Origin of the sequence: Fibrobacter sp. UWB13 (genome assembly GCF_900177805.1) — a bacterium.
Taxonomy (GTDB): Bacteria; Fibrobacterota; Fibrobacteria; order Fibrobacterales; family Fibrobacteraceae; genus Fibrobacter.
On sequence record NZ_FXAX01000001.1, the window covers coordinates 393,013 to 407,229 of the forward strand.

At 49.4% G+C, this 14,217-nt stretch carries 11 protein-coding genes; 9 read left to right on the top strand and 2 right to left on the bottom strand.

Going from position 1 to position 14,217, the window contains the following annotated elements; translation table 11 throughout:
• The first annotated feature begins 269 nt into the window (after positions 1-269).
• The 9 genes from lysS (at position 270) to B9Y77_RS01790 (ending at position 11,481) form a co-directional block, all read left to right on the top strand.
• Entirely contained in the window at positions 270-1,775 is a 1,506-nt protein-coding gene (lysS, locus tag B9Y77_RS01750) for a lysine--tRNA ligase (protein ID WP_085490237.1), read from the top strand.
• Positions 1,776-1,799: 24 nt separating this feature from the next.
• Positions 1,800-3,047, top strand: a complete 1,248-nt coding sequence (locus B9Y77_RS01755) for an FtsX-like permease family protein (protein WP_073424364.1) — start codon at positions 1,800-1,802, stop codon at positions 3,045-3,047.
• On the top strand, positions 3,040-3,720 hold the full coding sequence (locus B9Y77_RS01760; RefSeq protein WP_072828139.1) for an ABC transporter ATP-binding protein: 681 nt from the start codon (positions 3,040-3,042) through the stop codon (positions 3,718-3,720). The genes B9Y77_RS01755 and B9Y77_RS01760 overlap by 8 nt, the downstream gene beginning before the upstream one ends.
• Positions 3,721-3,734: 14 nt before the next feature.
• On the top strand, positions 3,735-6,251 hold the full coding sequence (locus B9Y77_RS01765; RefSeq protein ID WP_085490238.1) for an ATP-dependent Clp protease ATP-binding subunit: 2,517 nt from the start codon (positions 3,735-3,737) through the stop codon (positions 6,249-6,251).
• 86 nt (positions 6,252-6,337) lie between these two features.
• Positions 6,338-6,934, top strand: a complete 597-nt coding sequence (locus B9Y77_RS01770) for an adenylate kinase family protein (protein WP_014547240.1) — start codon at positions 6,338-6,340, stop codon at positions 6,932-6,934.
• A gap of 234 nt (positions 6,935-7,168) precedes the next feature.
• Positions 7,169-8,002 (top strand): TIGR02147 family protein, encoded by an 834-nt coding sequence (locus B9Y77_RS01775; protein WP_085490239.1) that lies wholly within the window; start codon positions 7,169-7,171, stop codon positions 8,000-8,002.
• Between the two features lies 1 nt (position 8,003).
• Positions 8,004-9,320, top strand: a complete 1,317-nt coding sequence (locus B9Y77_RS01780; protein ID WP_085490240.1) for a hypothetical protein — start codon at positions 8,004-8,006, stop codon at positions 9,318-9,320.
• A 36-nt stretch (positions 9,321-9,356) separates the two neighbouring features.
• The gene (locus B9Y77_RS01785; protein WP_085490241.1) at positions 9,357-10,241 is read left to right on the top strand and encodes a hypothetical protein; all 885 of its coding nucleotides are present in this window, start codon (positions 9,357-9,359) and stop codon (positions 10,239-10,241) included.
• A 133-nt stretch (positions 10,242-10,374) separates the two neighbouring features.
• Complete coding sequence (locus B9Y77_RS01790) at positions 10,375-11,481, top strand: hypothetical protein (protein ID WP_085490242.1); 1,107 nt, start codon at positions 10,375-10,377, stop codon at positions 11,479-11,481.
• Positions 11,482-11,601: 120 nt separating this feature from the next.
• Here B9Y77_RS01790 and leuB read toward each other — a convergent pair whose 3' ends face one another.
• Together leuB and metK are read right to left on the bottom strand one after the other, a co-directional pair.
• Positions 11,602-12,693 carry a 3-isopropylmalate dehydrogenase gene (gene leuB / locus B9Y77_RS01795; protein WP_014547244.1) on the bottom strand — a complete coding sequence of 364 codons (1,092 nt, stop codon included), beginning with the start codon at positions 12,691-12,693 and terminating at the stop codon, positions 11,602-11,604.
• A 184-nt stretch (positions 12,694-12,877) separates the two neighbouring features.
• Complete coding sequence (gene metK, locus B9Y77_RS01800; protein ID WP_085490243.1) at positions 12,878-14,086, bottom strand: methionine adenosyltransferase; 1,209 nt, start codon at positions 14,084-14,086, stop codon at positions 12,878-12,880.
• Between the last annotated feature and the right edge of the window lie 131 nt (positions 14,087-14,217).

Here is a 14,217-nt window from a genome sequence, read left to right on the forward strand (position 1 = left end):
TGCTACTAAAAGTGAAAAATGTTGGATTTTGTAGCATGGAATGCATTGTTTTTGGGGGTAAAAATTATCAGACAAAGTAAAAAATGTGCTACTAAAAATACAAAATTGCTGTTTTTGTAGCATAAAATCGGCAAAATGGCCTTATCGAAGTGCTTTTTGACCTCGTCTCTAGCCTTATTCTAAGCTCTCGGCGCATAGTCCTGCCTTCTATTTTTCTAAATTTACCCCGTTCAAATTTAAGACGTGATATATTCACGAGGTAATATAATATGGCAATGCAAGATATGAATGACCAGGTGATGGCTCGCTTGGCTAAGCTCGACAAGTTCAAGGAAATGGGTGTAGATGCTTATCCGCACAAGTTTAACAGGACCCATGATTCCAAGGTTTTGAAGGATAACAAGGATGCCTTGATGGCTTCTAAGGAACCGGTTGCATTTGCCGGCCGCGTGGTGCGTTTCAATCGCAAGGGCAAGATGTGCTTTATGCACCTCAAGGACCGCTATGGTCGCTTGCAGGTTGTGGTTGCCCGTGACGAAGTGGGCGAAGAAAACTACGAAATCGTGAAGATGACCGACCTCGGTGACTTCATCGGCGTGAACGGTACGATGTTCGAAACGCAGAGTGGTGAATACTCTGTGCGTGCCGAAAAGGTCACGATGCTTTCGAAGGCTGTGCGCCCGCTCCCGGTCGCTAAGGAAAAGGTCGACGAAAACGGCAACAAGGTCGTGTTCAACGAATTTGCCGACGTGGACACCCGCTACCGCCAGCGCTATATCGACATGGCTTTGAACGACGATGTGAAGGAAGTCTTCATCAAGCGTTCCAAGATCATGCAGGCTATTCGTGAATACCTCATCGAAAAGGGTTTCATCGAAGTCGAAACCCCGACGCTCCAGCCGATTTACGGTGGTGCTAACGCTCGTCCATTTACGACGCACCACAATGCTTGCGACATGACGCTTTACTTGCGCGTGGCTCCGGAACTTTACCTCAAGCGCTGCATCATCGGCGGTATGGAAAAGGTTTTCGAGTTCTGCAAGAACTTCCGCAACGAAGGCATGGACCGTACGCATAGCCCGGAATTCACCGGCCTCGAATTCTACGAAGCCTACGCCGACTACAACGACATGATGGTGCACTTCGAAAACATTTACGAACGCGCTTGCATTGCCGCTAACGGTACGACCAAGGTCAACTACCAGGGCAAGGAAATCGACTTCAAGGCTCCGTGGCCGCGCTACAGCATGATTGAAGCCATTGAAAAGTTCGGTGGCATCAAGGTCAACGACATGAGCGACGACGAAATCAAGGCCAAGATGGAAGAACTCGGCGGTCACCTCGATGGTGAATTCACTCGTGGCCGTGGCATCTTGGAACTCTTCGATCTCACGGTTGAAGGCAAGCTCATCCAGCCGACGATCATCAAGGACATGCCGACGGAAAGCACTCCGCTCTGCAAGAAGCACCGCACGACTGCAGGCCTCATTGAACAGTTCGAACCGTATGCCAACGGCTGGGAACTCGGTAACGCTTACACCGAACTTAACGACCCGATCCGTCAGCGCGAACTCCTCGAAGACCAGGTGCGTCGTGGCCGTGGTGGTGAAGGTGAAACCCACCCGATGGACGAAAACTTCATGCATGCTGTGGAAAGCGGTCTTCCGCCGACGGGCGGCGTGGGCTTTGGCATCGACCGCATGGTCATGCTCCTCACGAACCAGCAGACTATCCGCGACGTGCAGCTCTTCCCGCTCATGAAGCCGGAAGTGTAGTCTCTCGTCAATTTCTCGTCTAAGATGAACAAACTCGAACTCCTCATTGCTTGGCGTTACTTGGGGGCTCAACGCAAGAGCCTCTTTGTTTCGCTTATTGGTATTTTCAGTATGCTTGGCGTTTCCATTGGCGTGTTTGCGCTGGTGGTGGCGCTTGCGGCGGTCAACGGTTTCGAAGAAGAGGTCACGGCCCAGATGATTGGGAAGGACGCTCACTTTGAACTGATGGCGTACAATGGTAATCCGATTGGTCCGTACGACAGTCTCACGCAGGAAGTGCAAAAGCGCGTGCCTGACGTAGTCGCTTCGTCGCCGTTTATCGTTTACAAGGTGGGCATCAGCTCCAAGAAGGTGAACGATGGTATTGTCATTTACGGCATTGATCCGGCGACAGCCAAGGGCGTGACGGATATCCACAAGTACATCAAGTGGGGAGAATACTCTGTCGATAGTTTGCAGGACATGGGGGGCAAACTCCGTCCGGGAATTATTCTTGGGACTGGGCTTGCGGCGCGCTTGCGTGTTGTCGTTGGGGATAAGCTCGTGTTGCAGACGTTCCAGAGTCCGGACGAGGCGATGAGTGCTGGTGGCCCGAAGATGATGATGTGCGTGGTGAGCGGCATCTTCGAAACGGGCACTTATGAATATGATGGAAACCTTGCGTATGTCGGCATCTCGGATTTGCAGAAGTTGCTTGGCATGGGAAACACTGTGACCGGCATCCAGTTCCGCATCAAGGATCACTGGAAAGCAGGCGAGGCGGTCGATAGCATGGCGACTTGGCTCTCTTATCCGTACTACGGGATGGATTGGAAGTCCAAGAATATCACGCTCCTCAAGTGGATGAATTACGAAAAGTTCATTGTGGCGGCGGTGATTTGTTTGATTATCTTGGTCGCTGCATTCAACATCATTAGCTCGCTTATCATGGTGGTGATTGACAAGACGAAGGAAATCGGCATCTTGCGTAGCATGGGCTTTAGCAAGGCGGGCGTCATGCGTGTGTTCATGCTGATGGGAAGTTTCATTGGCGTGGGCGGTACCGTTGTGGGTGGCTCGATTGGGCTTATCTTGTGCAAACTGCAAGAGGCTTACCACTTCATTAAGTTGCCGGGCGATGTGTACGTGATTCCGTATTTCCCAATCTCGGTGCATGCGATTGACGTGATTTTGATTTTTGTGATTGGTATTGTTTTGTGCGTGTCCGCGACGCTTTTGCCGGCGTGGAAAGCAAGCCGCTTGGATCCTGTGGGGGCGATTAGACATGAGTAGTTTATTGCAAACAGTCGACCTTCGCAGAGTTTTCTCCGAGACGGGTGAAAAACTTGAAATCCTCAAAGGTGTGAATTTTTCGATGGATGCGGGCGAACTTGTGGCACTCACGGGTTCGTCGGGTTCTGGCAAATCGACGTTCTTGAATTTGGTCGGAATGCTTGACACTCCGACTTCGGGCGAGATTTTATTCAAGGGCAAACCGCTTAGCAAGTTCAATAGCGAAGAACGCGATATGTACCACCGCTCTCATGTGGGATTTGTGTTCCAGTTCCATCATTTGCTTACGGAATTTACGGCACTCGAAAACGTCTGTGTGCCGGGTCGCATTCTTGGGACTCCCGAAAAGGAATGCCGTGAACGTGCCGAAATGCTCTTGGAAACGGTCGGACTCAAGGAACGCCTCAAGCACTTGCCGCGTGAACTTTCGGGCGGTGAACGCCAGCGAATTGCAATTGCGCGTGCGCTCATGAACAACCCGTCTCTCGTTTTTGCAGATGAACCGAGCGGCAACTTGGACGAAGCGAATTCGGCGAAGTTGAACGAACTATTTGGCGAACTCAATGAAAAGTTCCATCAGGCGTTCTTGATTGTGACGCACGATGAAAAGCTTGCGCAGTTTGCAAAACGCCGTGTGATTATGCATAATGGTGTTATTCAGAATGCAGAGTAGGTGGAAGGAAATTTATGGCAGATATTAACGGTATTTTTTCAGCTAAGGCAAAAGCAGCGCTGCAGGCGGCACGTATTGCGGCCCGCAATTTAGGGAGCGACTGCGTAACGGTAGAACACCTTTTGTTTGGTCTTGTTCGCGAGGATTCTGGTGTTGCCTCGGAAACGCTCAAGGCTTTGAAAGTCAACCTGACGGAACTCAGTGAGACAATTCAGCGTGCGCTGAGCACGAACGGTGGCCTCATGACGGTCGGTGGCGATTCTCATGGCGGTCTTTTGACATTTACGGGGCAGTGCAAGGCGGTGCTTTACAATGCCGCGAAGATTGCTAAGGAAGAGGGCGTCCAGTTCATTGGCCCGGAACACTTGATGCTTGCCATTTTGCAGCAGACCGATTCTCCGGCGGCAGCGACTCTCTCGACGTACAATGTGACGTTTGAAAACTATCAGGAAATGTTGATGCAGATCAAGCGCCAGGCTGATGGTCAACCGATGGATGACGGTCAGTCCGACGATGAACCGCGTGAACGTTATACGCAAACTCGTCAGGCGAATCCGCAGTCCCGTTCCAAGACGCCGATTCTCGAACACTTCGGTCGTGACCTCACGGCGATGGCTCGCGCTGGCAAGCTCGATCCGATTATCGGTCGTGAAGCTGAAATTGAACGTTTGATCCAGATTCTTTGCCGTCGTAAAAAGAACAACCCGGCGCTCATTGGCGAACCGGGCGTAGGTAAGACTGCGATTATCGAAGGCTTGGCACTCAAGATTGTGCAGCGCAAGATTCCGGATCTCTTGGCGAACAAGCGCGTTGTGACGCTTGACGTTGCCGCCATGGTGGCCGGTACAAAGTATCGTGGCCAGTTTGAAGAACGCGTGAAGGGCCTTATCATGGAACTCCAGCGCGTTGGCAATTCCGTGATTCTCTTTATCGATGAACTCCACACGATTGTGGGCGCTGGCGGCTCTGAAGGCAGCCTTGATGCATCGAACATCTTTAAGCCCGCTCTTGCTCGTGGCGAACTCCAGTGCATTGGCGCTACGACTTTTGACGAATACCGCAAGTACATCGAGAAGGACCCGGCTCTTGAACGTCGCTTCCAGACGATTATTGTGAATCCGCCGACGGTCGAAGATTCTATCCAGATTCTCGAAGGTCTCCGCCCGAAGTATGAACAACATCATAATGTTCATTACACTCCGGATGCCGTGCGTGCCGCTGTTGAACTTGGAGAACGCTATATTAGCGAACGCTTCTTGCCGGACAAGGCGATTGACGTGCTCGATGAAGCGGGCGCTCGTGTGCGCTTGAATTCTATCAAGATCCCGCAGGACTTGCAGAACATGGAAGACGAGCTTGGCGAATGCCTCCATAAAAAGGAAGAAGCTGTCGCCAACCAGGATTACACTTCGGCGGCCCAGCTCCGCGCTCGCGAAGAAGAATTGCAGAACAGCATTGCCGAACGCAAAAAGCAGTTGCAGAGCGAAGAATCTGAAACGCCGATTGTCGATGACAACGTTATCCGTGACGTCATCAGCAAGATGACGGGAATTCCGGTCCGCAGGCTTGGTGGCGAAGAAGCTCAAAAGCTCATCCACCTTGGCGATGAAATCAAGCAGCGCGTGATTGGTCAGGATCAGGCTGTGGATGCGATTGTGAAATCCATTCGCCGTAGCCGTGCAGGCATCCGCAATAACAAGCGCCCGATGGGAAGCTTCCTCTTCTTGGGCCCGACGGGTGTGGGTAAGACGGAACTCGCGAAGGTGCTTTGCAAGGAACTTTTCGGTAGCGAAGATTCGCTTGTGCGTATCGACATGAGCGAATACATGGAAAAGCATAGCGTGAGCCGCTTGATTGGCGCTCCTCCGGGATATGTGGGCTTTGAAGATGGCGGTGGCCAGCTGAGCGAAAAGGTTCGCAAGCATCCGTATTCTGTGGTGTTGCTCGACGAAATTGAAAAGGCGCACCCGGACATTTACAACTTGCTCCTCCAGATTTTGGACGATGGCATTTTGACGGATAGCTATGGCCGCAAGATCAACTTCAAGAATACGATTATCATCATGACGAGTAACGCGGGTGCTCGTGAAGTCCGCCATAGCAGTGGCATGGGCTTTACCAAGATGGGCGAGACCGACGATTACGAACGCATGGAAACCGCTATTCGCGAAGAAGTCAAGCGCGTGTTTTCTCCGGAATTTTTGAACCGCGTGGACGAACAGATTGTGTTCCGCGCCCTTTCAAAGAAGGACCTCGTTTCTGTCGTGGATATCCAGATGGGATTCTTGCAGAAGAATCTTTCCGATCGCGGTATCCTCTTGGAAATGAGCCAGGAAGCAAAGGAATTTGTCGTAAACCACAATTACGATGCTTCGCTGGGGGCACGCCCGATTCGTCGCTCCATCCAGAATCTGGTGGAAGACGAAATCGCCGAAGGGCTTTTGCTCGGGACGATGACGGACTTTTCCACGATTTACGTGGGCGTCGAAAACGGCAAACTCTCGTTCAAGTGCGAAAAGATTAAGTCGTAGTGCTTTGTTACCCCGGTCGGTGTGCCGGGGTCATCTTTTTTGCTATATTTGTCGCGAAAATTAACAATCAACCTATGAGGTTATAAATGTCTCAGATTTCTGCAGTTCTTATCTTCGGTGCACCGGGTTCTGGCAAGGGCACTGTGGGCGCAAAGCTCGCCGCTACGACCGCTCTCAAGCACCTCTCCACGGGCGACATCTTCCGTGGCATCGCTCCGTCTAGCGAATCCGGCAAGCTCCTTGCTTCTTACTCCAGCAAGGGCCTCCTCGTTCCGGATGAAGCAACCGTTGAAATCTTCGGCCGCTTTGTCGAAGGCCTCGTGAACACGAACAAGCTCAACCCGGAAAAGGATACCCTCCTCCTCGACGGTATTCCTCGCACGGTTGCTCAGGTCGATCTCATCAAGCCGATCGTTGACGTGAAGCACATCTTCGTTCTCGACATCAAGGACGAAGCTACTATCGTTGCTCGCCTCCTCAACCGCGCCAAGATCGAAGGCCGTAAGGACGACGCTGACGAAAACGTCATCAAGAACCGTCTCAAGGTTTACAAGGAATCTACCGCTAAGGTTCTCGAAAAGTACGATCCGAAGATCATCAGCCACATCGTTGGCGACAACACTCCGGACGAAGTCTTCCTCGACGTGCTCAAGGCATACGTGGACTTCACGAAGAACGCTTAATTCGTTCGCTGAAATTTATTCAGAATGCACCTTGCCTCGCAGCAGGGTGTTTTTTTTGAACTGTCATGCCCGACTTTAGCATGTCATTCCGGATTTATTCCGGAATCGCCTTCTTGTGTCGAAAAAACTCAAGACTGTGTCATATACAAAAAATCTTTAAATTTGTCTTTGAATTTTAACTGAAAATACGTGTTTTGTGTCATAGAAACCTGTAAATAGGGTATATTTGGTAACATGAAACCGATAACAGAATACAAAGATTACCATCCCTTGATCAAGGATTTCTACGAAGATCAAAAGCGGACTTCGTATTTCTCCTGGCGGGAATTCGCGAAACTCGCGGGGTTTTCTTCACCGACTTACTTGCGACTTGTGAGTGAAGGCAAGAGCAATTTGAGCCGAGTGTCGATGAACCGCATGATTTCGGCAATGGGGCTTGCGGGCTATGAAGCGAACTACTTCATAGCGCTCGTCAATTTTTGCAACGCTAAGGATGACGAAGCCAAAAAGCCGTATTGGAAAGAAATGCGCCAGATTGCGCTTGAATTTAAAGTACGCGTCGTCGATAAGGAGGCTGTTGAATATTTCGATGGCTGGAAAAATCAGGTCGTTCGCGAACTTGCACCGATGATGAATGGGGCCACCCCAGGGCAGATGGCGAAAACGTGCTGCAATGAAATCTCCGCTGCCGAAGTCAGCAAGTCGCTTGAGTTCTTGACAAAAGCGGGGTTCCTTAAAAAAGGTGCGGACGGCTCGTACCGTCAAACCGAAAAGAACGTGACTGCGTCAAAGGAAGGCTTGGCCTATGCAGTACATGCGATGCAGCACAAAATGTTGCAACTTGCCAGTGAATCTATTGAACGCTTTGAACTGCAAGAGCGCAGCGTGTCGAGCGTGACCCTTACGGTCAATCGCGAAAGTTACGAACGTATTGCACAAGAAATCGATGCGTTCCGCAAAAAGATTGCCGCAATGGCATCGGAAACAGAAGATGCCGATCAAATCTATCATTTGAATATGCAGCTGTTCCCGCTAACATGGAAATTAAATAAAGATGAGGTGGCTTAGTATGAAAAAACTTTATAGTTTGTTTACTATCGGTGCTCTTTTATTTGTCGCATGCTCCGAAAATGCATTGCCGGTTTCGGGATCGACGAGTGTTCCGAATATGGGAAATAATCTGAATAACCTGCGATCGCCTGTGTTGTGCAGCGTGATGGGCGTGACGGATTCACTGGAAGCCATTGAAAAAGGTTGCATTTGGTCGCCTGAAATGTGGAGCCGTACATCGGGATACCGCGTTCGCACTGGTTACGATAACGGGACGAATACTTCGGGTATTTGGACATGGCATGTAGAACAGGGATATTATAACAGCGTTAATATTGATTGGCCTGGAACAGCTACAGCAGAATATGATTCAATGGCTTTTGCCGATGTTATAGACAAGTGTGGCGGTAGCTTATGCGGAAAGGTCGTATATGAACCGATTGAAAATAAAGTTGATTCCGCTGCGGCATATGTTAACCCTGAGGGTCGTGCTTATGTTGAATTCTATTTTGCAGGGAAGGATGCTTCGGGTAATGTAGAAGACGCGGATGTTAGCGCCATGCAGGGAATTTGTGTTGAATATTCGGGGAATGTTGCTGAACTGGAACTTTTACCCAATGATTCAATTGTTGATTTACTTAACGTCTTTAGTTATACAGTCTCGTTGCGTCCTCCCGTGGATAAAGATGATGATTCTTTGTCTGAAAGTAAAGAATTGTGTTTCCCTTGGAATCAATTTGGATTAACTGCATCTTTAGCTGGTTATGAAAAAATGCCCAAATGGGTATTCGTTCCAATTGAAAATGTTGTCGCTCATTTAAAAGGAGTGCGTTTCTACTTCCACTTTAGTGAGATAAATACAAACTTTAATATTATAAGTATTGGTCGGTACCATTTGGCTAATTCTCCAACGACGAATCTTCATCCTGTCAATGAAACGTGTGCACCGATTGCGGTGCTCGAAACTTTCTGTGAGTGCGACTACTCAGAAGAAAAAGCTTTTTCACATATTGCGTTTTGGAACTATTTGAATTTTGCGGACAAAAAATACAATGCGGAAAATGATTCTGTACCACTATCTGATTCATCGAAAAAATGTCTAAAAAGTACCCTTGATAGCTTGAGCGCTTTGCATGCAGAGAAATCAGCAGATGACGTTTCACGTCCTTGTGACAATCCTCAACCTCTAAGGTTTGCATGTGCCGATGGAACTGAAAGCGAATCGCTTGAGTATGCAGAAATACAAGAGGAATTTAGTAAGATGGTAGAATCTCTTGGTGGAGTGGCTGCAACTACCGATTCCCTCTTTAACTATTGCATGTCTTTAAATAATTGATTTGTAATTGAATCATAAAAACGAGTTAGGGTGAAAATGAAAGTTTCTAAAATTGCTTATGCCATGTTGATGGCTGCTGCGTTGACAGCTTGCTCGGATGTCGGTGATTCGGTGATGGATCCTGCTCTGAGTGAACAAGATAATCGCGTAGCTCTTGACAATATCACGGTCGAAGGCCATGCCTCGCATCTATCTGCATCGACCGCAACAAATTCAACGATGTTGCGACGTGTGGCGGATGCGGGTACCATGGTAAGGATGGCGGAACTAGATTCCGTTACCTTGGATACAACGGGTGTGGTGTTCTATAGCCGCTGCGATGGTTCTACAGGTGAGTTTTCGTTTGACCATGTCTCACTGAACAGTCCGTATGTGAAAATTGAACTCGCTCCATATGCGGAAAGCGAATCATGGCAATGGAATGGCGACTGGTCCTTTGATATGTTTGATCAGGAAAAAGACCGTTTTGTGGCATCGTATGGAGTGATTGTCGATTTGAGAAAATCGAGAACCGTCGACATAAACGTGATGACATTTTTGGAAACATTTCGTTTGCATCGTTTAGTTTACTTAGACTATAGTTTGGCTGAAGCTAAAGAACGTGCCGATAAAGAAATCATGAGTGCCGCTGGGCTTCCGGGCGAAACATTCGATTTTGATAAACGAGAATTTGCTCATAATCCGGGCCACTTGATTGTCAATAATCTGTTAGAGGATTTGATTCTTGAGTGGTCTGTCAATCTATCGCCATTGCAAATTGCAAATTCCTTTGGCTACACGGGCTCGCTTTCTACGAATAATCTTATTAGAGATTTTTTTATCAATGAGCTAAATGCGTGGAAAGAACAAAAGCCAGAAGGCGATAGCGCAATTGTTTTTATAAATGGGTTTATAGCAGCCCTTCAAGGACAAAGAAAATAAAAAATCATAGGAGAGAGAACCAAAAGGCGGCTAGAGAAATCTGGTCGCTTTTTTTTATTTGAAAAAGTTTGTTTTTTATGTATAAACTTTGTATATTTGGCGTTACGATTAAAATAAAAAAGGAGTGTTATATATGAATTACAAAAAGATTGGCGTGGGCCTTTCTCTTTCTATGGCTATGGGCTTTATGGCGTGTGGTGACGATTCTTCGTCTCCGATTGCGGCTTCCGATACGCCTGATAAGCAGGTCTCTTCTAGCTCTGTTGAATCGTCTCCGAATTCTAGTTCCGATGTTGCTAGTTCTTCGAGTGCTGCTGAAGAACCGTCTAGCTCTTCTGTAAAAGAAGCTGATCCCTGTGGCTTTGCGGCTACGGACGATGTTTGGACGATTTCGTACAAGGGGAGTGATGGCAAGAATAATGCTAAGATTACGACAACGTATGAAATCAAGGGTGAAGACCTTGTCATTCGCGATTCCATCCGCTATACGGGCGGCATGACGAGCATGATGTGCCGCATTGACCCGACTTCGTCCAATAAGTCTTCTGATGGTGCGTTTGTGGGTGAACGCTCTTGCGATGAAGATGGCAACACGGTTATCTATGTTTCTAGCACGACGGAAAAGGGTTACTTTGCAAATAATGCTCGCGAAACGGTTTTCAATGCTGTGCAGAATGCATGCAAGGCCGCTGTTGGGGATGGCAACTACGATAAGATTACATTTGAGCCTGAAACCAAATGCGACTTTACCATGGATGATGCTGAATGGAGCTACTTCTATAAGGATGAGGACTTGAAGGGCGATACGGTTCCCAAGAAGAAGCTTGTGTTCCTTGATCCGGAAGATGGACGTTATGTCAATATGAACTACTCGATTTACCCGATGTCTCATATTGAATGCGTTGCCAAGAACTTTGCCGATTTCAGCGGCATCCACTACTGCTCTGCTGATGCCTATTTCAATATTGCATCTTCTAGCACGTCCTTTGATAAGGCTACGCTTTTTGAAATTGAACAGAAGGCTTGCAAGGAATTTTTGCCGGCAGAATCTAACACGACCGAAGAACCTGAAAACAATCAATCTGGTGAAACGCCGGCAGGTGACATGGTCTCTTGCGATATCCCGGGTGTCTTGGGCGAATGCCTTGAATTCCCGGCAGGTAGCGATGAAGCCATTGCGATGACGGCTCAGTGCGAATCTGTTTTGGAAGGTACGCTCGGCACGGGTTGCGCTAAGTAATAAGCGTAGTCAGCCTCACAAGGGTTTGATTTCCCATCATACAAAAAAGCGACCGGAGAAATCCGGTCGCTTTTTGCAAAGAATGGTGATTCCGGCACGGAGGCCGGAATGACAATGCGATTATGCGAGTGCTTTAATGATGGCATCACCCATACCAGTTGTGCCGACCTTGGTGCAGCCTTCTTGGTAGATATCGCCAGTGCGGTAGCCCTGAGCTATGACCTTTTCGCAAGCAGCTTCGATAGCCTTTGCAGCTTCTTCTTCCTTGAAGGTGTAGCGGAGCATGAGGGCCACGGAGAGGATCTGTGCGAGCGGGTTAGCAATACCCTTACCTGCGATGTCCGGAGCAGAACCACCGGCCGGTTCGTAGAGACCGAAGGAACCTTCGGCGATAGAAGCGGACGGGAGGAGACCCATGGAACCAGTGAGCATTGCGCATTCGTCGGTGAGGATGTCGCCGAAGAGGTTCGGGCAGAGGAGCACGTCGAATTCACGCGGGCGCTTGAGGAGCTGCATGGCAGCGTTGTCCACGTAGAGGTGTTCAAGAGTGAGTTCCGGATAGTCCTTGATGACTTCGTTCACGACTTCGCGCCAGAGTACGCTCGTGGTGAGCACGTTGGCCTTATCGATAGAAGCGACTTTCTTGTTGCGGAGCATAGCGGCGTCGAAAGCGAAACGAGCGATGCGTTCGACTTCGTAGCGGCTGTACTTCATGGTATCAAAACCGATTTCTTCCTTGGAACCCGGAACGCCTTCGCGGCCCTTCGGCTGGCCAAAGTAAACGTCACCCGTCAGTTCGCGGACGGTGAGGATGTTGAAACCGTCGCCAACGATGTCAGCACGGAGCGGGCATGCGCCAGCGAGTTCCTTGTAAACGCGGGCCGGGCGGAGGTTGCAGAAAAGCTTGAAGTGCTTGCGGAGCGGGAGGAGTGCGCCGCGTTCCGGCTGGAGGTTCGGCGGAAGGTGTTCCCACTTCGGGCCACCGACAGAACCGAAAAGAATACAGTCAGAAGCTTCACCGAGCTTGAGGGTGCTTTCCGGAAGCGGAGAACCGCTTTCGTCGTATGCTGCACCACCGACGTTTGCCCATTCGGCGTTCACGTCGAAACCGAACTTCTTGGAAACGACGTCCAACACGCGGACAGCTTCTTTCATCACTTCCGGACCGATACCGTCGCCCGGGAGCACTGCAATCTTGTAATTCTTGCTCATTGTTAATCCTTGTTTAAATTTGAACGCTGTAAAGATAGCAAAACGGAGCCTGGAAATAGAGGAAATTGTGCGACAAAGGCGCGAAAAATAAAAAACGATCCGCATTTTATTGCGAATCGCTTTTATTTAATTTGTTTGAACTAAACGGTCTTGTCGACGTTGTTAAAGTTCAGCAGTGGCTTTTTTAGACGTCGTATTCAGCAATAATTTCTGCTGCTTTTTTCAAATCTTCAGCCTTGTCGGTCTTTTCCCAAGTGAAACGTTCACCGGTACGGCCGAAGTGACCGAGAGCGGCGGTGGCGACATAACCCGGCTTGCGGAGGTCGAGCATCTTTTCGATGCCTGCCGGAGAAAGGTCGAAGTTCTGTGCGACAATTTCTTCGATCTTGCGGTCGTCGATCTTGCCTGTGCCAAACGTGTTCACGAGCACGGAAACCGGCTTGGAGTAGCCGATAGCATAGGCAAGCTGCACTTCGCAACGGTAGGCGAGGCCTGCTGCGACAATGTTCTTGGCGACATAGCGTGCGGCGTATGCTGCGCTGCGGTCGACCTTGGACGGGTCCTTACCGCTGAATGCGCCACCACCATGACGGCCCATGCCACCGTAGGTGTCGACGATGATCTTACGACCTGTGAGGCCGCAGTCGCCGTGCGGACCACCGACAACAAACTTGCCGGTCGGGTTCACGAGGTAACGGGTCTTCTTGTCCAAAAGCTTGGCAGGAATAACCTTCTTGATAAGCTTTTCGATGATTTCCTTTTCGATCACGGAGTGCTTGAGTTCCTTGCCGTTCACCTTGTCGTCGTGCTGGGTAGAGATGACGACGGTGTCAACGCGGACCGGCTTGTCGTTTTCGTCATATTCGACGGTGACCTGGGACTTAGCATCCGGACGGAGCCACTTAATCTTGCCCTTTTCGCGGAGGTTCTGGATTTCTTCCATGAGCTTGTGAGCGAGGCTGATCGGGAGTGGCATGAGTTCCTTGGTTTCCTTGACGGCGTAGCCGAACATCATACCCTGGTCGCCAGCACCCTGCTGGTCGTCTTTCTTACCGACGGCAGCCTTGGCGTCAACGCCCTGGGCGATATCGGGAGACTGCTTGTCCATAGCGACGAGCACGGCGCAGCCCTTGTAGTCGAACTGGAGGTCCGGGTTCACGTAGCCGATGTTCTTGATCGTGTTGCGTGCAACTTCCTGGAAATCGATAACTGCCTTGGTGGTAATTTCGCCGCTGATAACGACGAGGCCGGTGTTCACGAGCGTTTCGCAAGCGACACGGCTATACGGGTCCTGGGCGAGGCAGGCGTCGAGGATGGAGTCGGAGATCTGGTCGGCAACCTTGTCCGGGTGGCCTTTAGAAACGGATTCAGAGGTAAAAAGATAATGTGCCATTTGGGGCTCCTATAATAATTCTTTCATTTTTCTTTCTATGCGTAAATTTAGTTAAATGCATAGATTTTGACAACGAAAAAATAATCCAAAAGGCTTTTTTGTGCCCTAAATCGCGTTTTATAGTTGTAAAT

Bases quoted from the DNA above. Each gene is read 5' to 3' on its own strand.
- lysS (WP_085490237.1), top strand. From the start codon at position 270: ATGGCAATGCAAGATATGAATGACCAGGTGATGGCTCGCTTGGCTAAG.
- B9Y77_RS01755 (WP_073424364.1), top strand. From the start codon at position 1,800: ATGAACAAACTCGAACTCCTCATTGCTTGGCGTTACTTGGGGGCTCAA.
- B9Y77_RS01760 (WP_072828139.1), top strand. From the start codon at position 3,040: ATGAGTAGTTTATTGCAAACAGTCGACCTTCGCAGAGTTTTCTCCGAG.
- B9Y77_RS01765 (WP_085490238.1), top strand. From the start codon at position 3,735: ATGGCAGATATTAACGGTATTTTTTCAGCTAAGGCAAAAGCAGCGCTG.
- B9Y77_RS01770 (WP_014547240.1), top strand. From the start codon at position 6,338: ATGTCTCAGATTTCTGCAGTTCTTATCTTCGGTGCACCGGGTTCTGGC.
- B9Y77_RS01775 (WP_085490239.1), top strand. From the start codon at position 7,169: ATGAAACCGATAACAGAATACAAAGATTACCATCCCTTGATCAAGGAT.
- B9Y77_RS01780 (WP_085490240.1), top strand. From the start codon at position 8,004: ATGAAAAAACTTTATAGTTTGTTTACTATCGGTGCTCTTTTATTTGTC.
- B9Y77_RS01785 (WP_085490241.1), top strand. From the start codon at position 9,357: ATGAAAGTTTCTAAAATTGCTTATGCCATGTTGATGGCTGCTGCGTTG.
- B9Y77_RS01790 (WP_085490242.1), top strand. From the start codon at position 10,375: ATGAATTACAAAAAGATTGGCGTGGGCCTTTCTCTTTCTATGGCTATG.
- leuB (WP_014547244.1), bottom strand. From the start codon at position 12,693: ATGAGCAAGAATTACAAGATTGCAGTGCTCCCGGGCGACGGTATCGGT.
- metK (WP_085490243.1), bottom strand. From the start codon at position 14,086: ATGGCACATTATCTTTTTACCTCTGAATCCGTTTCTAAAGGCCACCCG.